Raw genomic sequence first — 19,729 nt, forward strand, 5'->3', positions numbered from 1 at the left:
CGGCCACCACGCCCGCGGCGCGATCGTCATGCTCGATCCGTCACGAGCACACGGGGCCCGCGGGCTCCGCGAGGAGAGGAGATGTGGCGTGGCAGGAGGATTCGGGACCCAGACCGGCGTCATGGTCGACGTGGCCAACCGGCTGGAGACCATCAACGGCGATCTGCAGGGCCAGCTCCGGTCGCTCCAGGGGCGGCTCGAGCCCCTGGTCGCCGACTGGCAGGGCCAGGGCTCCAACGCGTTCCAGGGGACGATGGCCCGCTGGCAGACCGACGCGAAGCGCATCAACGACGCGCTGCTCGGCATCGCCGAGCGGGTGCGGTCCGGCGCCGGCCGCTACGACGCGAGCGAGGCCGACGCGGCCGGGTTGCTCAACGTCCTCGGTGACGGCGGCAGTGGCGGCGGTGCGGGCGGCCCGGGCGGCCCGGGTGGCGGGGCGATCACGAACGCCCTCGGCTGACCGCTCCCGCGGACCGGGGCGACACGGAGAGACACAGCGACACAGCGACACAGAGACACAGAGACACGGAGAGAACGAGGAGAGACGAGGACACCATGACCAGCCCCAACATCAAGGTCCGCTTCGGCGCGCTGCAACAGGCCAGCCAGGACATCAACACCACGCACGCGGGCATCGAGGCGCAGCTCGCGGACGTGCGCACCGCGGTGGGCCAGCTGTCCGTGTGGGACGGCGCGTCGTCCGACTTCTACCGGCAGCAACAGCAGCAGATCGACACGGCGTGGAACGATCTGAAGGAGCTGCTCGCGCAGATCCGCGCGCGCACCGACCAGGCCACCCAGCAGTACATGGAGACCGAGTCGGGCGTCGGAGCGATGTTCCGGGCCTGACGCCGACGTCCGATAGGGGGTGGTCGAGGTCGGCCGCGGGGGGACGCGTACTCTGGAGGATCGTTGCGCGGTGTACGTCCCGCGCCTGCTCGACCCCATAGTGCTTGACCCACAGTGCTCGATCCCACCGGCCCTGTGCCGACCCGCCCAGCCGTCCGTGACGAGGTAGCTTCCGTGCGCACGTTCAGTCCGAAGCCCGGCGACATCGATCGCGCCTGGCACGTCATCGACGCGTCCGACATCGTGCTCGGACGCCTGGCCAGCCAGAGCGCGACGCTGCTGCGGGGCAAGCACAAGCCCACGTACGCCCCGCACGTCGACACCGGCGACTTCGTGATCATCGTGAACGCCGAGAAGATCGCCCTCACGGGCGGCAAGCGCGACGACCGCTTCGTCTACCACCACAGTGGCTACCCGGGCGGGCTCAAGGCCCGCACGGTGGGCGAGGAGCTGGAGCGCTTCCCGGCGCGGCTGGTCGAGAAGGCCATCAAGGGCATGCTCCCGAAGAACCGGCTGGGCCGGGCGATGGGCAGCAAGCTCAAGGTCTACGCGGGCCCCGAGCACCCCCACGCCGCGCAGAAGCCGGTGCCGTACGAGATTCGACAGGTGAGCCAGTGACCACCCCTGACGACCCGACCGACCTGCCCGAGGTCGCCGACAACGACGCGGCGCAGACGCTCGCGGAAGCCGCGGACCTCCCCGAGGGCGCCGTCGGCGGCACCCCGGCGTCCGCCACCGACGAGCCGGGAGACGACGAGGTCGTCGCCGACGTCGTGAGCTCCGACGCCGACGAGGACGCCGACGAGGACGCCGACGTCTTCGGTGCGACGGCGGCCGCGGTGTTCGCCGGCATCGACCGCCCCGTCCAGACGGTCGGCCGCCGCAAGGAGGCCATCGTCCGCGTGCGCCTCGTCTCCGGTACCGGGCGCATCGTCTGCAACGGCAAGGCGTTCGAGGAGTACTTTCCGAACAAGGTGCACCAGCAGCTCATCCGCGAGCCCCTGGTGGTCACCGAGCGCACCGAGCAGTTCGACGTCCACGCCACCCTCACCGGCGGTGGCACGTCGGGCCAGGCCGGCGCCCTGCGCCTCGGTCTCGCGCGCGCTCTCGTCGAGATCGACCCCGACGATCGCCCGGGCCTCAAGAAGGCAGGCTTCCTCACCCGCGACGCGCGGGCCACGGAGCGCAAGAAGTACGGCCTGAAGAAGGCCCGGAAGGCTCCGCAGTACTCGAAGCGCTGATGGCGGGAGACATCGAACTCAGCACGCCGACAGGAGAGCGAGGCTCGGCCCCGCAGGCGGCCTCGGCTCCTCGTCTCTTCGGCACCGACGGTGTCCGGGGCCTGGCCAACGCCGACCTCTCGCCCGAGCTGGCGACCGCGGTCTCCGCGGCGGCCGTGGGCGTGCTCGCCGAGCACGCCCGCGCCGAGGGTCGGCGTGGCGCGGCGGACCGCCCCGTCGCGGTCGTCGGCCGCGACCCGCGGGCCAGCGGCGAGATGCTCGAGGCCGCGGTCACCGCGGGCCTCGCCGCCGCCGGGGCGGACGTGCTGCGCGTCGGTGTGCTGCCGACGCCGGCGGTCGCGTTCCTCACCGACGCCTTCGACGCCGACCTCGGCGTGATGATCTCCGCGTCGCACAACCCGATGCCCGACAACGGCATCAAGCTCTTCGCTGCCGGCGGGCACAAGCTGCCCGACGCCGTCGAGGACGCGATCGGGGCGCGCGTCGACGGCGCGGGCAGCCCCGGCCCCCGGCCCACCGGCCACGACATCGGCCGGGTGCGCGACCTGCCGAACGCGCTCGACCGCTACGTCGAGCACCTCGCGTCGGCGACCCCGACGCCGCTGGCGGGCCTGCACGTCGTCGTGGACTGTGCGCACGGCGCCGCGTCGACCGCCGCGCCCGGCGCGTACGCCGCGGCGGGCGCGCGGGTGACCGCGCTGCACGCCGAGCCCGACGGCTGGAACATCAACGACGGCGTCGGATCCACCCACATCGACGCGCTGGCCCGGACCGTGGTCGCCGAGGGCGCCGACCTGGGCGTCGCCCACGACGGCGACGCCGACCGCTGCCTCGCGGTCGCCGCCGACGGCAGCGTCGTCGACGGCGACCAGATCCTCGCGATCCTCGCCCTCGACCTGCTCGAGCGCGGCGAGCTCACCGACGCGACGCTGGTCGTCACCGTGATGAGCAACCTCGGCCTGCACCTCGCGATGGCCGACGCCGGGGTCACCCTGCGCACCACCGCGGTCGGCGACCGCTACGTGCTCGAGGAGCTGCGCGCCGGCGGGTTCGCGTTGGGCGGCGAGCAGTCGGGCCACGTGGTGCTCCCGACGCACGCCACCACCGGCGACGGCCTGCTGACCGCGCTGCGGCTCATGGCGCGCATGGCGCAGAGCGGGCGGACCCTCGCCGACCTCGCCGCGGTGATGACGCGGCTGCCCCAGGTGCTGGTCAACGTGCCGGTCGCCGACAAGGCCGCGGTGGGCTCGTCGCCCGAGGTCGCCGACGCCGTCGCGGCCGCGGAGGCCGAGCTGGGCGGCCGGGGCCGGGTGCTGCTGCGTCCCTCGGGCACCGAGCAGCTCGTGCGCGTGATGGTCGAGGCGCCCACGCAGGTGGTCGCGGGCGAGGTCGCCGACCGGCTCGCGGGGCTCGTCTCCACCGTCCGCTGACACAGCGCCGCCGTGCGACCACGGTCGGTGACCTGCGCCGACGCCGTCGCGTATCCGGGCGTGCCGGTACCGGGTTCCCGCCCACCGGCGGGCTGCCACGCGTTAACCTGACGGTGGTCGCGCGGACCCGGCGCCCGGAGCGCGGGACGCGGACGTCGGCACAGTCCCGCGCCTGGCGCGGGCCGGAGGCGGAGGACGCGGATGGACTCGGTCCCGCCCGTTCACGGCCCGGCTCGCTCCCTCGATCCCCACGATCCCCACGATCCCGTCGAGCAGGTCCTCGCCGATCTCGATCACGAGGGACGCGACGACGAGCGGGACACCGACGAGGACGCCGTCCAGCCCGACCAGCCCGACCTCCCCGAGGTCGTCGAGGCCGTCACCGGCCGGGCGCGCGACCTCCACCGCCTCGCCGACCGCCTCAGCGCGGAGCAGGGTGCGGACTCCTCGTTGTCCGCGGTCGCCCTGCTGCGCGCCCACGCCGGCGCGGTCGGCGACCTCGCCGAGCACCTCCAGGCCGCCGGCGAGGAGCGCGACCAGCCCGCCGATCCCGGGGCTGTGCCGAGCACCCCGGCCACCGGCGCGGACGCCACCGGTCCCGACGACGCCGACCCCGCCGACGGGTCGAGCGGTCCGGGACCGCGAGGCGTGCCGCGCCACGCCGGTTGAGGGTCGGGTGAACCGCCCCGAGCGCCCGCTGCGGCTCGCGCCCGCGCCGGGTCCGGTCGACCTCGCCGGGCCGGACCGCGCGACCCTGCTGACCACCGTCGACGCCGCGGTCGGCGTGCTGGCCACGCACCTCGCGCGCTGGTCGGCGCTGCCCCCGCGCTGGCGCGGTGTCCCGGCGGGCCCCGACACCGACCCGGCCACGGTCCGGCGCGCCGGCACCGAGGCTCGCGAGCTGCCCGAGCCGGCCGCCCTCGCCGCGCAGGCCGAGGCCCTGCGCGAGGCCGCGACCCTGGTCCGCCGGCAGCACGTCGACACCGCCGAGGACCTCGGTCCGCTGTGGGACACGTGGGCGGGCCCGTCGGCCGACGCCGTGCAGAAGCGGGTCTCCGCGCTGGCGCGATCGGCCCACGGCCTGGTCTCCGAGCTCGGCGACACCGCCGACGTCTTCGAGGTCGCCGCGGCGCGCACGGCGGCCGCGGTGCGCGACCTCGCGGCCGGCGCGGCGGCGGTGCGTCCCACCGACCCGGTGGGCGGGCTGCTCCCCGGGCAGGTCGACGCGCTGCTCGCCGCCGTCCGGACCGACCCGTCGGTGGAGGGCCCGCTGCGCGCCTGGGCGGCCGACCTCGAGGAGCGGACGAGGCACTTCCTGGCCGCGGCGGCCCGCAGCCGAGCCGTCGGCCGCGAGGCCGGGGCCCGGGTCCGGGAGCGGCTCGCGGCGGGCGGCGGCGACCCGCTCAGCCCGAGCCGGCCTCCGTCCCCTTGACGACGCCGTCGAACGCCGCGGCGTAGCGGCCGTCGCCGCCGAGGCGGTGCAGCAGGAACCCGGTCAGCAGCGCGCGCACGAGGGTGCGCGTCGCGGGCTCGCCCTTGCCGTCGAGCAGGACGTCGCTCCAGTGCCGGCCCTCGAGCAGTCCGAGGTGGGTGGCCTTCTTCACCGTGCGCAGCGACGACTCGCCCGCCCAGGCCTTGTCGAGCAGCTCCGCGCCGGCGGCGGGCGGCGAGACGAGGTCCTTGCCGAACCCGAGGTGCATGCCGGGCAGGTGGACCGCGCGGGCGGCCTCGACGGCCGACGGGCGGGTGTCGGTGAGCGCGATCGTGGCGACCGCCTGGATCGCGACGCCGTGCCCGACCTCCCAGTAGGGCTCGCCGACCTCCTGCACGCGCGTGTCGGCGGCCGGGACGGCGGCGGCGAGGACGGCCGAGCCCGCGCCCATGCCGTGCCCGGCGACACCGAGCTTGTGCGGGTCGACGCTGACCGCGGCGCCGCGGGCGGTGCCGCCGAGACGGACACCGGAGACGACGCCGAGCGCGGTGCGCAGGTCGCCGGCGAGCCCGCGGTGGGAGCCGACGGGGCCCCGCTGGGTGTCAGGCGCGGCCGCGACGATGCCCCAGGAGGCGAGGTGACGCAGGAGCCCGAGGTAGCGGGCCGCGGGCTGCAGCCAGTCGTGCCCGAAGGCGACGGCGGGCAGTGCGGTGCCCGAGGCCGGGGTGAACACCACCCCCGGGAGCCCGACGAGCGCCAGCTCACCGCGCAGCACGGGGTGCGGGCCGGGCTGCGACAGCTCGGCGACCACCGCCTTCGGCGCCAGGGCCTTCGGTGCGATCACGCTCGCCATGGCACGGGAACCTAGCGGAGGTACCCCGTCGCGGCCTGACGTGACCCGCCCGGGCCTCCAGGAGGCCACAGGGCGCGTCGTTACCCTGAGGCCCGTGTGCGGGATCGTGGGATACGTCGGACGGCGCGGTGCCCAAGAGGTTCTCGTCAACGGCCTGCGGCGCCTGGAGTACCGCGGGTACGACTCCGCCGGGGTCGCGATCGCGGACGGCGCGGGCGGGCTCGAGGTGCACCGGGCGGCCGGGCCGCTCGACAACCTGGTCGCGGTGCTCCCCGCGGACGGGACGGCGGGCACGGCATCGGACGGCTCCGCTGCGCTGCGTGCCACGACCGGGATGGGGCACACCCGCTGGGCGACCCACGGGCCGCCGACCGACCGCAACGCCCATCCGCACCGCGACGCCACGGGACGCGTCGCGGTCGTGCACAACGGCATCATCGAGAACTTCGCCGCTCTGCGCGCCGAGCTCGAGGCCGAGGGCGTCGAGCTCACCAGCGACACCGACTCGGAGGTCGCGGCGCACCTGGTGGCGCGGGCGTTCGACGCCGACCCCGACCTCGGGCTGACCGCGGCGGTCCGCGCGGTCGTCTCGCGGCTCGAGGGCGCGTTCACGCTGGTCTTCACCCACGCCGACCGGCCCGACGAGATCGTCGCCGCGCGCCGCAGCTCCCCGCTGGTGGTGGGCGTGGGCCAGGGCGAGATGTTCGTGGCGTCGGACGTCGCGGCGTTCATCGACGTCACGCGTGACGCCGTCGAGCTCGGCCAGGACCAGATCGTCACGCTGACCGCCGAGGGCGCCGTCGTCACCGACTTCCTCGGCGAGACCGCGAAGACGCGCCCGTTCCACGTGGACTGGGACATCGAGGCCGCCGAGAAGGGTGGCCACGACTTCTTCATGCTCAAGGAGATCGAAGAACAACCGGCAGCCGTCGCGAACACGCTGCGCGGGCACCTGATCGACGGCCGGGTGGTGCTCGACGAGCAGCGGCTCTCCGACCAGGAGCTGCGCGACATCGACAAGGTGTTCGTCGTGGCCTGCGGCACCGCGTACCACGCGGGGCTGCTGGCGAAGTACGCGATCGAGCACTGGTGCCGCATCCCGGTGGAGGTCGAGGTCGCGAGCGAGTTCCGCTACCGCGACCCGGTGCTCGACCGCTCCACGCTCGTCGTCGCGATCTCCCAGTCCGGCGAGACCGCGGACACGCTCGAGGCCGTGCGCCACGCCCGCGACCAGAAGGCCCGCGTGCTGGCGATCTGCAACACCAACGGCGCGCAGATCCCCCGCGAGTCCGACGCCGTGCTCTACACCCACGCCGGCCCCGAGGTCGGGGTGGCCGCGACCAAGACGTTCACCGCGCAGGTCGTCGCCTGCTACCTGGTGGGCCTGGCGCTGGCGCAGACGTTCGGCACGAAGTACGCCGACGAGGTGGCCCGCGAGTACGCCGAGCTGGAGTCGAGCACGGTCGCGGTGGCGCGGGTGCTCGACGCCGTCGTCGAGCCGACCCGCGCGCTGGCCCGTGACCTCGCGTCGTCGAAGGCGGTGCTGTTCCTCGGCCGCCACGTCGGCTTCCCGGTGGCGCTGGAGGGCGCGCTCAAGCTCAAGGAGCTCGCCTACATGCACGCCGAGGGCTTCGCGGCGGGCGAGCTCAAGCACGGGCCGATCGCGCTGATCGAGCAGGACCTTCCGGTCGTGGTGGTCATGCCCTCGCCCAAGGGCCGCGCGATCCTGCACCAGAAGCTGCTCTCGAACATCCGCGAGATCCAGGCGCGCGGGGCGCGGACGATCGTGGTGGCCGAGGAGGGCGACGAGACCGTGCGACCGTTCGCCGAGCACCTCATCGAGGTGCCCGCGGTGTCGACGCTGCTCCAGCCGCTCGTGTCGAGCGTCCCGCTGCAGGTCTTCGCGGCCGAGGTCGCCCGCTCCCGCGGCTACGACGTCGACAAGCCCCGCAACCTCGCGAAGTCCGTCACGGTCGAGTAGCTGGGTATGTGAGCACTTTCCCGGGCTATAGGCCGGGAAAGTGCTCACATAGTGCGGAGGGAGCAACTGTGTACGGCGTCTGGTCGCCCGAGGAGGTGCGCGCGGCCGAGGAGCCGGTGCTGGCGCGGACCCCGGAGGGCGCGCTGATGCGCCGCGCCGCGCGGGGTGTCGCGCAGGTCGCGCTCGCCGAGCTCGAGCGGCGGACGGGCGGGGTCGCCGGGCGGCGCGTCGTCGTGCTCGCGGGCGCGGGCAACAACGGCGGCGACGGGCTGTGGGCGGGCTACGAGCTGCGGCGCCGGGGCGTCGCCGTCACCGCGGTGCTGGTGAGCCCGGACCGCGCCCACCCCGGGGGCCTGGCCGCGTTGACGAGGCAGAGGGGCCGGGTCGTGACGTCCGTCGAGGAGGGGGTCGCGGCGGTCGACCGCGCCGACCTGGTGCTCGACGCGATCGTCGGCACCGGCGCGCGCGGAGGGCTGCGCCCCGAGGCCGCCACGCTCGCGCAGGCCGCGGCGACCGCGCAGGTCCCGGTGCTCGCCGTCGACACCCCCAGTGGCGTCGACCCGCTCACCGGGGTGCCCGGCGACGACTGCGTGACCGCCGCCGCCACCGTCACCTTCGGCGCCCGCAAGCCGGTCCACGTGCTCGCCGCGCCCCGCTGCGGGCCCGTGACGCTGATCGACATCGGCATCGGCCCCGAGCTGCCGCCCGCCCCGGTGCACGTGCTGGAGGCGCCCGACGTCGGCGCGCGCTGGCCCGTCCCCGGCCCCGGAGACGACAAGTACACCCAGGGCGTCGTGGGCGTCGCGGCCGGCAGCGCGACCTACCCGGGCGCGGCGGTGCTGGCGAGCGGCGCCGCGGCGCTGGCGACCAGCGGCATGGTCCGCTACGCGGGCAGCGCCGCCGACGCGGTGCGCGCCGCCTGGCCCGAGATCGTCGCCACCGACACCGTCTCCGACGCCGGGCGCGTGCAGGCCTGGGTGGTCGGCCCCGGGCTCGGCACGGACGACGTCGGCGCGCGCACCCTCGCCCACGTCCTCGACGCCGGCCTGCCCGTGCTCGCCGACGCCGACGCGGTGACGCTGCTCGGCCGCCACGCCGAGCTGCGGGAGAAGGCCGCAGGCGCCCCGGTGCTGATCACCCCGCACGCCGGCGAGTTCGCCCGCGTCGCCGAGCTGACCGACGACCGCGTCGGGTCCGCCCGGCGAGCCGCCGCCGACCTCGGCGTCACCGTGCTGCTCAAGGGCAACGCCACGGTCGTCGCCGCCCCCGACGGCCGCGTGCTCGTGCATCCCGCCGGCAGCGCCTGGCTCGCCACCGCGGGCTCGGGCGACGTGCTCTCCGGCGTCGCCGGCGCACTGCTCGCCGCCGGGCTCGACCCTTGGTGGGCCGGTGGCTGCGCGGCCTTCGTCCACACCCGGGCCGCCGACGTCGGCGCCGGCGCGGCGGACGGACCCGGCTCGCCCGTGCCGGCGTCGTTCGTCGCGCGGGCGCTCCCGCGAGCGATCCGCGAGGTCAGGGAGGCCCGACGATGACCAGCCCGATGAGCACACGCTCCCGCGTCGAGGCTCGCATCGACCACGACGCCCTCGCCCACAACGTCGGCCTGCTCGCCGGCCTCGCGCGCGCCTCGGGCGCCGCGACGATGGCCGTGGTCAAGGCCGACGGCTACGGACACGGCGCTGTCGACGCCGCGCGCACCGCGCTCGCGTCGGGCGCGACGTGGCTCGGCGTCTGCACCCTCGAGGAGGCCGCGCAGCTGCGCGCCGCGGGCGTGCGCGCCCCGGTGCTGTCGTGGCTGCACCTGCCCGACGACGACTTCGCCCCCGCGGTCGCCGAGGAGGTCGACCTCGGCGTCTCCTCCCGCGCGGAGCTCGACGCCGTCGTCGCCGGCGCCGGACGGGCAGGGCGCCCGGCCCGCGTGCACCTCAAGATCGACACGGGGCTGAGCCGCAACGGCTGCCCGCCCGAGGCGTGGGGCGATCTCCTCGACGCCGTCGAGACGGCGCGTGCGGCGGGCGGGGTCGAGGTCGCGGCGGTCTGGTCGCACCTCGCGCACGCCGACGCGCCCGACCACTCCACGATCGACGTCCAGGCGAAGCGTCTCGACGAGGCCTGGCGCGCCGCGGGCGAGCGTCTCGGCGGACCGCGCCCCTGGCGGCACCTCGCGAACTCCGCCGCCACCCTCACCCGTCCGGACCTGCACCTCGACCTCGTCCGGCCCGGGATCGCGGTCTACGGCCTCGACCCCCTCGAGGCCCCGGACCATCACGGTCTGCGGCCGGTCATGACGTTCCGCACCCGGGTGGCGCTGGTCAAACACGTGGCCGCCGGGGAAGGTGTGTCCTACGGTCACGAGTGGGTGGCCCCCGACGACCGGGTGCTGGCGCTGGTGCCAACGGGGTACGCCGATGGCGTGCCGCGACGGCTCGGAGGGACGATGACGGTGCAGCTCGCCGGGCGACGCCGCCCGGTCGTCGGACGCGTGTGCATGGACCAGGTCGTCGTCGACCTCGGCCCGGCCGCCACCTTCGCCGGCGACGTGGCTCCCGGGGACGAGGTCCTGCTGTTCGGACCGGGCACCGCCGGCGAGCCCACGGCCCTCGAGTGGGCGTGGTGGCTCGACACCATCCACTACGAGGTCGTCACGGGCGTGGGCTGTCGTCCGCGGGTGACGCGCACGCGGGTGTCCTCCACCGATGGCTGAGGCCGGCAAGGAGCACCGCATCTCGCCCGGCGGCGTCGCCGGGGCCGTGGCCGGGGCGGTGCTCGGGGGCGCGGCCGCCGCCGGCGCGGTCGGCGCCGGGCGGACGCGGGCGCGGATCCTGCGCCAGCGCGAGCGGCTCTCGGAGGAGGAGAAGGCCCATCCCTCGCAGCTGGGCCTGCTGCCGCCGGGACGGGAGTCCTCGGTGGCCGCCGACGACGGCGTGCGGCTGTCGGTGGAGGAGATCGACCCGGTCACGCCGGGCGCGAGGCCGGAGCTGACCGTGGTTCTGGTCCACGGCTTCGCCCTGGACCGCAAGTGCTGGCACTTCCAGCGCCGCATGCTCTCCGAGCTCACCGAGCCCGCCGTGCGGACGGTGCTCTACGACCAGCGTCGCCACGGCCGCTCCGGGCAGGCGGGCGCGCGCTCGTGCACGATCGCCCAGCTCGGCTCCGACCTCGACGCGATCCTGCGCGCGGTCGTGCCCGAGGGCCCGATCGTGCTCGTCGGGCACTCCATGGGCGGCATGACGATCATGGCGCTGGCCGAGCGGAACCCCAAGCTGTTCCGCGAGCGTGTCGCGGGGGTCGCGCTGGTGTGCACGTCGGCGGGAGACGTCATGGCCGGCGGGCTCAAGCAGGCCGTGCTGTCGCACCGCAACCCGACGGTCAACGTCCTCGGCCGCATCGCGCACTGGCAGCCCGCGTTCGCCGACCGGGTGCGCCGGGCCGCGGGAAACCTCGTCTGGGCGTTCGTCCAGGGGCTGTCGTTCGGCGACCGCACCACCGACCCCGCGCTGGTCGACCTCGTCGACCGCACGATCGCGGCCACCCCGCTCGACGCGCTGACGTCGTTCGCCAACACGCTCTCGACCCACAACCGGCGCGCGGCGCTGGCGGGGCTGTCGCAGTGCGAGGTGCTGGTCGCGGGCGGGACGCTGGACCGGATGATCCCCTACGAGCACTCCGAGCTCATCGCCGCGGAGATGCCGCACGCCGAGCTCCTGCCGCTCGAGGGCGCCGGGCACATGGCGATGCTCGAGCAACCCGGGGAGTTCGACGCGGCGCTGCTCGAGCTGCTGCGCCGCTGCACCCATCGCAGCCAGGTGCTGCGGCGCCTGCGCCCCAGCGGCCCCACGTCCGCCGACCGCCCGCGCCGCGGGCTGCGCCGGCCCCGCCGCCGTGCCTGAGGTGATCACCGACCGCCGCGTCGAGCTCCCCACCGCGGCGGACACGGCCGCCCTGGGGCACGCGATCGGCACGCGCCTGCAGCCCGGCGACCTCGTGGTCCTCGCGGGCCCCTTGGGCGCCGGCAAGACCTGCCTCGCCGCGGGTGTCGGCGAGGGCCTCGGCGTCGAAGGACCGGTCACGTCGCCGACGTTCGTCATCGCCCGCGAGCACCCTCCGCTGCCCGCCTCCCTCGGCGGGCGTGGCCTCGTCCTCGTCCACGTCGACGCCTACCGGCTCGGGGTCGGCACCGATGTCACCCCGGACCCGCGCGAGGTCGCCGCGCAGCTCGACGACCTCGACCTCGACACCGACCTCACCCGCGCCGCCGTCGTGATCGAGTGGGGCGAGGGCGTCGCCGAGCACCTGGCCGCCGAGCACCTGCTCGTGCGCCTCGACCGCGGCGGGAGGCGTCGAACCACGGTCGACCGGGCGGGCGGGTACGACGGCGGGTACGACGGCGGGTACGACGAGGTGCGCGAGGCGCACCTCCACGGACCCGCCCGGCTGGTCACTCCGTAGGGTTCCCCTCCGTGCTCGTCCTGGCCCTCGACACCGCGACCGCCCGCATCACCGCCGGGGTCGTGGAGCTGTCCGACCGCGGAGCGCCGGTCACGCGGGCCGCGCGCGACGCCGAGGGCGCCCGGGCGCACGCCGAGCTGCTGGCTCCCGCCGTCGCGGACGCCCTCGCCGAGGCCGGGCGCACGCGCGCCGACCTCGACGCCGTCGTGGCGGGCCTGGGTCCTGGACCGTTCACCGGCCTGCGCGTCGGGCTCGTGACGGCCGCGGCGATGGGCGACGGCCTCGGCATCCCGGTGCACGGCGTCCCCACGCACGACGCGCTGGCCGTCGGCATTCCCGGACGCCTGCTGGTGGTCACCGACGCCCGCCGCCGCGAGGTCTACTGGAGCCTGTTCGCCGACGGCGCCCGCACGCACGGCCCCGAGGTCGTCGCACCGGTCGAGCTCGCCGCGCGCCTGGGCCCGGACGGCGACCTCGGCCCCGTCGAGCGGATCGTGGGCGACGCCGCCGACACGGTCGCCACCGCACCCACCCGGGCGTGCGACGACACCCCCGGTCCCCGGCCCGACGGCCTGGTCGCGGTCGCCGCGAGCGCCCTGCGCGCGGGCACCGATCCCGGCCCGCTGGTGCCGCTCTACCTGCGCCGCCCCGACGCCGTGCCGCCGGGGGCGCCGAAGGCGGTCTCCCGGGACACGCAGCGTCCACGGCAGCACGCCGACGGGGGAGCTGGACCATCGGTGCCGTCGTGATCGTCCTCGACGAGCTCACCCCGGCCGACGCCGACCGGTGCGCCGAGCTCGAGGCGATCCTCTTCCCGGGCGACGATCCGTGGAGCGCGCGGGCCTTCCGCGACGAGCTGCGCGCCGGCCACCGCTACCTCGCGGCCCGCGACGAGGGTCGCCTCGTCGGCTACGGCGGGGTCGCCCTGGTGCCGGGCCGCCTCGGGCAGCAGGCCGAGGCCGAGATCCACACGATCGGGGTCGACCCCGCCCACCAGGGCCGGGGGATCGGGCGAGCCCTGCTCGACGGCCTCCTCGCCGCCGCCGACGGGATCGGCGCGACGACCTACCTCGAGGTCCGCGTCGACAACGAGGCCGCGCTGGGGCTCTACCGCGGCGTCGGGTTCGCGGTCCTGGGTACCCGACGCCGGTACTACGCCTCGGGTGCGGACGCCTACACGATGCGACGGCTCCCCGGCGGCGACCCGCCCGTGAGGGACCCTCGTTGATGACTTGGCACTCTCGGCGCTAGAGTGCCAATCAGCACGGCGTCGGAGCCGCCTCGGCACCCGCGACGACGGGGCGGACCCCCGGCGCCGTGAAAACAAGGGACGCAATCCGCTCCGACCCCAGACAGGTGGAGGTCACCGACGTGGCCAGCGTGAACATCAAGCCGCTCGAGGACAAGCTCGTGGTGCAGGCCAGCGAGGCCGAGACCACGACCGCTTCCGGCATCGTCATCCCGGACACGGCGAAGGAGAAGCCCCAGGAGGGCAAGGTCCTCGCCGTCGGCCCGGGCCGCGTGGACGACAAGGGGAACCGCATCCCCCTCGACGTCGCCGTGGGTGACGTCGTCATCTTCTCGAAGTACGGCGGCACGGAGATCAAGTACAACGGCGAGGACTACCTGGTCCTCTCCTCGCGCGACGTGCTGGCGGTCGTCAACTAGGACCCGCGCGCCTCGCAGGACAACGCACGCCGCCCCGGTGGCCCCGAGGGGGCGCCGGGGCGGCGTCGTTCCCGCGAGCCCGTGAGGAAGACTCAGCCGGAAAGGTTGGCTCAGTGCCGAAACAGATCACCTTCGACGAGACCGCTCGCCGCGCGCTCGAGCGCGGCGTCGACCAGCTGGCGCACGCGGTCACCGTGACCCTCGGACCCCGGGGCCGTCACGTCGTCCTGGAGAAGAAGTTCGGTGGTCCCACGATCACCAACGACGGCGTCACCATCGCCCGCGAGATCGAGCTCGACGACCCGTTCGAGAACCTCGGTGCGCAGCTGGCGAAGAACGTCGCCACGAAGACCAACGACGTCGCCGGCGACGGCACGACCACGGCCACCGTCCTCGCGCAGGCGCTGGTCTCCGAGGGCCTGCGGAACCTGGCCGCCGGGGCCAACCCGACGTCGCTCGGCGCCGGCATGCTCGCCGCCACCGAGAAGGTCACCGAGGTCCTGCGCTCGCGCGCCACCCCGGTCGACGGCCGCCAGGGCATCGCCGCCGTCGGCGCGGTCGCCTCGCGCGACCAGACGATCGGCGACCTCATCGGCGAGGCCATGGAGAAGGTCGGCGAGGACGGCGTCATCACCGTCGAGGAGGCCTCGACGCTCGCCACCGAGCTGGAGATCACCGAGGGTCTGCAGTTCGACAAGGGCTACATCTCGCCCTACTTCGTCACCGACAACGACTCGATGGAAGCCGTGCTCGAGGACGCCCAGATCCTCCTGCACCGCGAGAAGATCAGCTCGATCCAGGACCTGCTCCCGCTGCTGGAGAAGGTCGTCGAGGGCGGCAAGCCGCTGCTGATCATCGCGGAGGACGTCGAGGCCGAGGCTCTGTCGACGCTCGTGGTGAACTCGATCCGCAAGACCGTCAAGGTCGCCGCGGTCAAGGCGCCGTTCTTCGGCGACCGCCGCAAGGCGTTCCTGGACGACCTCGCGGCGGCCACCGGCGCGACCGTCGTCAACCCCGAGGTCGGCATCAAGCTGTCCGAGGTCGGTACCGAGGTGCTCGGCACCGCGCGTCGCGCGGTCATCACCAAGGACACCACGACCCTCGTCGAGGGTGGCGGCCGCCGCGAGACGGTCGACGCGCGCGTCGCGCTGATCCGGCGCGAGATCGAGGAGACCGACTCCGACTGGGACCGCGAGAAGCTGCAGGAGCGGCTGGCGAAGCTCGCCGGCGGCGTCGCGGTCATCAAGGTCGGTGCGGCCACCGAGACCGAGATGAAGGAGCGCAAGCACCGCATCGAGGACGCCATCGCTGCCACTCGCGCCGCGGTCGAGGAGGGCATCGTCCCCGGTGGCGGCAGCGCGCTGCTGCACGCCGCGGCCGAGCTCGCCGACGGCCTCGGCCGCACCGGCGACGAGGCCACCGGTGTCGCCCTGGTGCGCCGGGCGCTCGCGGCGCCGCTCAAGGCCATCGCCAGCAACGCGGGGCTCGAGGGTGCCGTCGTCACCGCCCGGGTCTCCGAGGCGGGCTGGGGCGGCGGTTACGACGCCGCGACCGAGAAGTACGGCGACCTCATGGCCGCCGGGATCATCGACCCGGTGAAGGTGACGCGCTCCGCTCTGGAGAACGCCACCTCCATCGCCCGCATGGTGCTCACCACGGAGAGCGCCGTCGTGGACAAGCCCGAGGAGGAGGAGCCGGCCGCCGCCGCGGGCGGCCACGGCCACGGGCACGGCCACGGGCACTAGTCGGTCGCGCCAAGGAGATCGCCAAGGAGATACGGCAGTCAGCCCAATCGGCGTGCTGAGTTCGATGTCGCGCTGCCTACCGACCTCCGGCGCGCTCCGGCGCTCGCCGAGTGCGTGAACGGACGACGGGCCCCCAGCCGCCTCGGCGGTTCGGGGGCCCGTTGCTGTTCGTGAGGGGTCAGCCCAGGCGGCGGGGGCGGCCGGTGGCGGCCGCCACGCGCTCGGACTCCGACATGCCGCCCCAGATGCCGTAGGGCTCGCCGGCGGCGATCGCGTGCCGGCGGCACGGCTCGATGACCGGGCACTCGCGACAGACCGCCTTGGCGCGCCGCTCCCGATGGGCCCGGGCGGGCCCGCGCTCACCGTCCGGGTGGAAGAAGAACGTGCTGTCCATGCCACGGCAGGCCCCGAGTCGCTGCCAGTCCCACACATCTGCGTTGGGTCCGGGCAGCCGGCGGACGTCGGCCATGCGCCACCTCCACGTCGCGTGGACCCGCGGGTCCTGCTGCGCACGTCCCGGTGCGAGCCGCGACCGGCTCCGCATCGCGCCGTGCTCCGGCTGGTCGTCACGCTGTGTGCGCACCGCGGCGCGGACCGCGACAACCGTGACGGACCCTATGGCGGTTGTGCACGACCCGACAAGGGCATGCGACGTGCGCCATTCCCCGATGTATTCATCGCCGAGCGGCGCCCTACATGTCGGGGTGCTTGCCGAACCGGCTCCGATCCGTGATCATTCCCCGCACGCGGAGTACACAGGAGTGTCGCCGGACGGTCGTCACCGGTGGATCTCCGGTCGTCACCGTAGGGTCGCCCGCACGTTGAACAGGGGGAGGGTCGCCACACCGGCCGGTCGGTCCGCCGACCGGCGCCGATCGGCCGTGGAGGTCCTCGGCCCCATCGAGGCGTGGCACGTCCTGCGCCCGTCGCATAGGAGAGCGCATGGACCGGCACGTCGAGCGGGGAGCCGACCGCGGACGCGAACCGGCCGGACGACGGACCGAATTCGCTCCGGGTGGCGGGTCAAGCTCGTCGGTGAGCGCGCCGATGGGGGAGAGTGCTCGCTCATCGGCTGCAGGGTCGCTGCAGAAAGGAGCTCCCGTGACCACGGTGCTGATCTGCGACGATCGTCGCAGCGTCCGTGAAGGCCTCACCAGGGTGATGTCCGCGGTCCCGGGTGTCCACCGCATCGACTGCGTCGCCCACGGTGACGAACTGCTCACCCGCTTCTCGCGGCAGACGGTCGACGTCGTCCTGGTCGGTACCCAGCGCGCGGTGCCCACCGGGGTGGAGGCCACCCGGCGTCTCGTCGCCGCCCACCCGCAGGCCAACGTCATCGTCTTCGGCGCCCCCGACGACTCGGGCAGCATCGCCGCGGCGATCGCCGGCGGAGCCCGCGGCTACCTGCGCTGGGACGCGTCCCGTCCCGAGCTGGTCGCGGCGCTCGCCCACACGCTGGCCAGCACGTCGGTGCCGGCGCCGCGCACCCCCGCCGACTCGGGGGTCCAGCTCACCGAGCGGGAGCTGCAGGTGCTGCGCGGGATGGCGCAGGGCAAGAGCAACGGCCAGATCGGCCGGGAGCTCTACCTGTCCGAGGACACGGTGAAGACCCACGCGCGCCGGCTGTTCCGCAAGCTCGGTGTCCGCGACCGTGCGCAGGCCGTCGCGCACGGGTTCCGACGGGGCCTGGTCTCCTGACCGCGTCTCGGAACGACGGTCGTTCGGGAAGTCCGGTCGGCCCGTCCCACGGGGTCCCCGCCGCCGACGTCCCGACGCCGGTGATCGGCATCCCGCGGGCGGTCAACCGTGCCGCGGACCGGTGGCGTGGCCCGGATCGGGCGAATGCCGCACCTCCTTCGTCCTGGCCTGGTCCGGGTCCGCAGACTGCCCGGTACGCTGAGCCGACCATGGCGCCCGGCCCTCTCACCTCGGCCGGTGTGCCGGACCGACCGGCGGTGGCACCGACACCGATGCACACGGCGCCACCGCCCCGCGTAACACCGGGGCCACGTGCAGCGATGACCGACGCAGGGAACGACCTCGAGGGACTGGTGGCCGCCGCCAACGACGGCGACCGCTCGGCCCTCAACCGCGTTCTCGCGATCATCCGGCCGCTGGTCGTGCGGTACTGCCGCGCGCGCATCGGTCGGCAGGAACGGTCATCGGTCTCGGCCGACGACGTGGCCCAGGAGGTGTGCTTGGCCGTGCTCACCGCACTGCCGGGATACCGCGATCAGGGCCGCCCGTTCCTGGCCTTCGTGTACGGCATCGCGGCCCACAAGGTCGTCGACGCCCACCGTTCGGTCGCCCGCAGCCGGTCCGAACCCGTGGAGGAGCTCCCGGAGGAGCTCGATCCCCGGGACGGCCCCGAGCAGCGGGCACTCAACGGAGCGTTGTCCGTCCAGATGGGTCAACTCCTCGACACGCTTCCGCCCAAACAGAGGGAAATCCTCGTGCTGCGTGTCGTCGTTGGACTGTCGGCGGAGGAAACCGCGGAAGCGGTCGAGTCCACCCCCGGAGCGGTGCGGGTGGCCCAGCACCGGGCGTTGTCGAAACTGCGGACCGCGGTGTCCGCGATCTCGGAAGAGGTGAGTTGAGTGGGCGGCCACCGGGCGTCGGGCGGGTCCGAGGGAGACCTCGTCGACGGCCCCGTCGACCTCGCGGCGGTCCGGGCGGACGACGCCCTGATCGACGCGCTCGCCGGCGGTGCCGGCGCAGCGGGTGACACCGGCGCGTACGGCTTCGGCGGCACCGACGACGATCGCCTCGCGGCGATCCTCGCGGCGTGGCGGGCCGACATCGAGGCCGACCCCATGCCCGAGCTCGTGACGCTCGACGAGGCGGCCGAGGCCGTCGCCGCGGGGCACGAGAGCCGCGACCGGTTGCGCTCCCGTGGCCGGCGGCGGATGCCGTTCGCCATCGCCGCGGTCGCCGCCGCGGTCGCCTGTGCCGGCCTCACGGTCGCCGTCCACGGCGCCATGCCCGGTGACACCCTCTGGGGCGTCTCCAAGGTCTTCTTCGCCGAGCGTGCCGCCGGTGTCGAGCGGGTCGAGGAGGTCCGCAACCGCATCGAAGCCGCCAACGGTGCCCTCGCCCGCGGCGACACCCAGGCCGCGCGCAACGAGCTGGCCCAGGCCAACGTCGCCATCCCGCAGCTCGCCCCCGAGCAACGCGCGCCGCTCGTCGCCGAGCGCGACCGGGTGCAGACCTCGATCGAGAGCGACCCGTCACCCTCGAGCCGCGAGCCCTCGTCGGGCTCGTCGCAGCGCACGTCCGAGCCCTCGGGCGCGTCGCCGTCGCCGGAGGACACCCCGACGCCGGAGCCCGCCGAGCCGGCCGCCCCGCCGGCCGAGGACTCGGACGGCCCGGAGCCGCAGACGGTCGACCCGTCGACGCGCGGCACGGAGGACCCTCCGGGGACCCCGACCCCGAGCGGGATGTCGTCCAGCTCGGGATCCACGTCGCCCACCACGGGCTGACACCCGCAGAACGCCGAACGGCCCGGTCCCCGACAGGGGCCGGGCCGGTCGTCCGTGTGAGGTCTGTCATCCGCCTCCGGCGCGGCGGCTCCCGTCTCGGCGTGCTGCCCTGACCCGTTCCGTGCCGCCTCTACTCGGCGAGCGTCGCGTCCGCGAAGCCCCGGCAGTACTCCCAGGTCACGTAGGCGGCCGGGTCCGGGTCGAACGGGGGCTCGTGCGGGCGCATGTGGCCCTCGTCGAGCAGCTGCTGCAGGCTGGCCCGCAGCAGGTCCCAGTCGTGGTAGTGCTGCTCGGAGCAGTCCTCGCAGTCGACCACCACGCCGCGGATGCCGCGGGGCGCGAGCAGGGCCTCGAACACGGCGAGGTCGCCGAGGTCGGCCACCACCTCGTCACGCTCGGCGTCGTCGAGGGGCGCGTCGTCGGGAGCGTCGGCGTCCTGTCCCCCGAGCGCGCGAGCGGGGTCCGCGGGGTCTCCCGCGAACGGATCGGGCGGCAGCGCTTCGTAGGCCACGACCGGCAATTTACCCAACCTGCGGCTCGCGTCACCCAGCGGCGGTGTGCGCGCCCGGGGGACCCCGTCGGAGTGCGGACTACGATCGGGG

At 74.9% G+C, this 19,729-nt stretch carries 22 protein-coding genes; 19 read left to right on the forward strand and 3 right to left on the reverse strand.

Annotated features, from left to right (window positions below; all coding sequences use genetic code 11):
* Positions 1-88 precede the first annotated feature (88 nt).
* The 7 genes from AC2A1K_RS10560 (at position 89) to AC2A1K_RS10590 (ending at position 4,952) form a co-directional block, all read left to right on the forward strand.
* Complete coding sequence (locus AC2A1K_RS10560) at positions 89-460, forward strand: WXG100 family type VII secretion target (RefSeq protein WP_483896257.1); 372 nt, start codon at positions 89-91, stop codon at positions 458-460.
* 95 nt (positions 461-555) lie between these two features.
* A complete protein-coding gene (locus AC2A1K_RS10565; RefSeq protein ID WP_337707377.1) occupies positions 556-849 on the forward strand; it encodes a WXG100 family type VII secretion target in 294 nt (97 codons plus the stop codon).
* A 174-nt stretch (positions 850-1,023) separates the two neighbouring features.
* Positions 1,024-1,467: a 50S ribosomal protein L13 gene (gene rplM, locus AC2A1K_RS10570; RefSeq protein ID WP_337714712.1), complete on the forward strand. Its 444-nt coding sequence runs from the start codon at positions 1,024-1,026 to the stop codon at positions 1,465-1,467.
* Entirely contained in the window at positions 1,464-2,090 is a 627-nt protein-coding gene (gene rpsI, locus AC2A1K_RS10575; RefSeq protein ID WP_483896258.1) for a 30S ribosomal protein S9, read from the forward strand. Before rplM ends, rpsI begins: the two co-directional genes overlap by 4 nt.
* A complete protein-coding gene (glmM, locus tag AC2A1K_RS10580) occupies positions 2,090-3,520 on the forward strand; it encodes a phosphoglucosamine mutase (RefSeq protein ID WP_483896259.1) in 1,431 nt (476 codons plus the stop codon). Before rpsI ends, glmM begins: the two co-directional genes overlap by 1 nt.
* Before the next feature lie 201 nt (positions 3,521-3,721).
* The gene (locus AC2A1K_RS10585; protein ID WP_483896260.1) at positions 3,722-4,189 is read left to right on the forward strand and encodes a hypothetical protein; all 468 of its coding nucleotides are present in this window, start codon (positions 3,722-3,724) and stop codon (positions 4,187-4,189) included.
* 7 nt (positions 4,190-4,196) lie between these two features.
* Positions 4,197-4,952, forward strand: coding sequence for a hypothetical protein (locus AC2A1K_RS10590; protein WP_483896261.1), 756 nt, complete (start codon positions 4,197-4,199; stop codon positions 4,950-4,952).
* On the opposite strand, the gene AC2A1K_RS10595 is transcribed toward AC2A1K_RS10590, so the two are convergent.
* A complete protein-coding gene (locus tag AC2A1K_RS10595; RefSeq protein WP_483896262.1) occupies positions 4,924-5,796 on the reverse strand; it encodes a dienelactone hydrolase family protein in 873 nt (290 codons plus the stop codon). The genes AC2A1K_RS10590 and AC2A1K_RS10595 overlap by 29 nt on opposite strands.
* A 103-nt stretch (positions 5,797-5,899) precedes the next feature.
* Here AC2A1K_RS10595 and glmS point away from each other — a divergent pair, with 103 nt between their 5' ends.
* From glmS to groL, 9 genes are all read left to right on the forward strand, one after another.
* Positions 5,900-7,786, forward strand: a complete 1,887-nt coding sequence (gene glmS / locus AC2A1K_RS10600) for a glutamine--fructose-6-phosphate transaminase (isomerizing) (protein WP_483896263.1) — start codon at positions 5,900-5,902, stop codon at positions 7,784-7,786.
* A gap of 68 nt (positions 7,787-7,854) precedes the next feature.
* A complete protein-coding gene (locus tag AC2A1K_RS10605) occupies positions 7,855-9,318 on the forward strand; it encodes an NAD(P)H-hydrate dehydratase (RefSeq protein WP_483896264.1) in 1,464 nt (487 codons plus the stop codon).
* Between the two features lie 8 nt (positions 9,319-9,326).
* Positions 9,327-10,490 (forward strand): alanine racemase, encoded by a 1,164-nt coding sequence (gene alr, locus AC2A1K_RS10610; protein ID WP_483896265.1) that lies wholly within the window; start codon positions 9,327-9,329, stop codon positions 10,488-10,490.
* Complete coding sequence (locus AC2A1K_RS10615) at positions 10,483-11,676, forward strand: alpha/beta fold hydrolase (RefSeq protein ID WP_483896266.1); 1,194 nt, start codon at positions 10,483-10,485, stop codon at positions 11,674-11,676. Before alr ends, AC2A1K_RS10615 begins: the two co-directional genes overlap by 8 nt.
* Positions 11,677-11,680: 4 nt before the next feature.
* Complete coding sequence (locus tag AC2A1K_RS10620) at positions 11,681-12,235, forward strand: tRNA (adenosine(37)-N6)-threonylcarbamoyltransferase complex ATPase subunit type 1 TsaE (RefSeq protein WP_483896369.1); 555 nt, start codon at positions 11,681-11,683, stop codon at positions 12,233-12,235.
* Positions 12,236-12,246: 11 nt separating this feature from the next.
* On the forward strand, positions 12,247-12,984 hold the full coding sequence (gene tsaB, locus AC2A1K_RS10625) for a tRNA (adenosine(37)-N6)-threonylcarbamoyltransferase complex dimerization subunit type 1 TsaB (RefSeq protein WP_483896267.1): 738 nt from the start codon (positions 12,247-12,249) through the stop codon (positions 12,982-12,984).
* Positions 12,984-13,463, forward strand: coding sequence for a ribosomal protein S18-alanine N-acetyltransferase (gene rimI, locus AC2A1K_RS10630; RefSeq protein ID WP_483896370.1), 480 nt, complete (start codon positions 12,984-12,986; stop codon positions 13,461-13,463). Before tsaB ends, rimI begins: the two co-directional genes overlap by 1 nt.
* Positions 13,464-13,591: 128 nt before the next feature.
* Complete coding sequence (gene groES / locus AC2A1K_RS10635; protein WP_133829575.1) at positions 13,592-13,903, forward strand: co-chaperone GroES; 312 nt, start codon at positions 13,592-13,594, stop codon at positions 13,901-13,903.
* A gap of 113 nt (positions 13,904-14,016) precedes the next feature.
* A complete protein-coding gene (groL, locus tag AC2A1K_RS10640; protein ID WP_483896268.1) occupies positions 14,017-15,648 on the forward strand; it encodes a chaperonin GroEL in 1,632 nt (543 codons plus the stop codon).
* Positions 15,649-15,826: 178 nt separating this feature from the next.
* Here the strand turns inward: groL and AC2A1K_RS10645 are convergent, their stop codons facing one another.
* Positions 15,827-16,117 (reverse strand): WhiB family transcriptional regulator, encoded by a 291-nt coding sequence (locus AC2A1K_RS10645; RefSeq protein ID WP_483896269.1) that lies wholly within the window; start codon positions 16,115-16,117, stop codon positions 15,827-15,829.
* A 632-nt stretch (positions 16,118-16,749) separates the two neighbouring features.
* On the opposite strand from AC2A1K_RS10645, the gene AC2A1K_RS10650 reads away from it, so the two are divergent.
* From AC2A1K_RS10650 to AC2A1K_RS10660, 3 genes are all read left to right on the forward strand, one after another.
* Positions 16,750-17,346, forward strand: a complete 597-nt coding sequence (locus AC2A1K_RS10650) for a response regulator transcription factor (RefSeq protein WP_116709579.1) — start codon at positions 16,750-16,752, stop codon at positions 17,344-17,346.
* Between the two features lie 320 nt (positions 17,347-17,666).
* Positions 17,667-18,245 carry a sigma-70 family RNA polymerase sigma factor gene (locus AC2A1K_RS10655; RefSeq protein WP_285648660.1) on the forward strand — a complete coding sequence of 193 codons (579 nt, stop codon included), beginning with the start codon at positions 17,667-17,669 and terminating at the stop codon, positions 18,243-18,245.
* Positions 18,246-19,127: an anti-sigma-D factor RsdA gene (locus AC2A1K_RS10660; protein WP_483896270.1), complete on the forward strand. Its 882-nt coding sequence runs from the start codon at positions 18,246-18,248 to the stop codon at positions 19,125-19,127.
* A gap of 130 nt (positions 19,128-19,257) precedes the next feature.
* Here the strand turns inward: AC2A1K_RS10660 and AC2A1K_RS10665 are convergent, their stop codons facing one another.
* Positions 19,258-19,638, reverse strand: coding sequence for a DUF5319 domain-containing protein (locus AC2A1K_RS10665; protein WP_483896271.1), 381 nt, complete (start codon positions 19,636-19,638; stop codon positions 19,258-19,260).
* Positions 19,639-19,729: the final 91 nt, after the last annotated feature.

It is taken from the genome of Actinomycetospora sp. 2LY8.5, from assembly GCF_057180585.1.

Coding starts and splice junctions, on each gene's coding strand:
- AC2A1K_RS10565 (WP_337707377.1), top strand. CDS start 556: ATGACCAGCCCCAACATCAAGGTCCGCTTCGGCGCGCTGCAACAGGCC.
- AC2A1K_RS10655 (WP_285648660.1), top strand. CDS start 17,667: ATGACCGACGCAGGGAACGACCTCGAGGGACTGGTGGCCGCCGCCAAC.
- AC2A1K_RS10645 (WP_483896269.1), bottom strand. CDS start 16,117: ATGGCCGACGTCCGCCGGCTGCCCGGACCCAACGCAGATGTGTGGGAC.
- AC2A1K_RS10615 (WP_483896266.1), top strand. CDS start 10,483: ATGGCTGAGGCCGGCAAGGAGCACCGCATCTCGCCCGGCGGCGTCGCC.
- alr (WP_483896265.1), top strand. CDS start 9,327: ATGAGCACACGCTCCCGCGTCGAGGCTCGCATCGACCACGACGCCCTC.
- AC2A1K_RS10585 (WP_483896260.1), top strand. CDS start 3,722: ATGGACTCGGTCCCGCCCGTTCACGGCCCGGCTCGCTCCCTCGATCCC.
- glmM (WP_483896259.1), top strand. CDS start 2,090: ATGGCGGGAGACATCGAACTCAGCACGCCGACAGGAGAGCGAGGCTCG.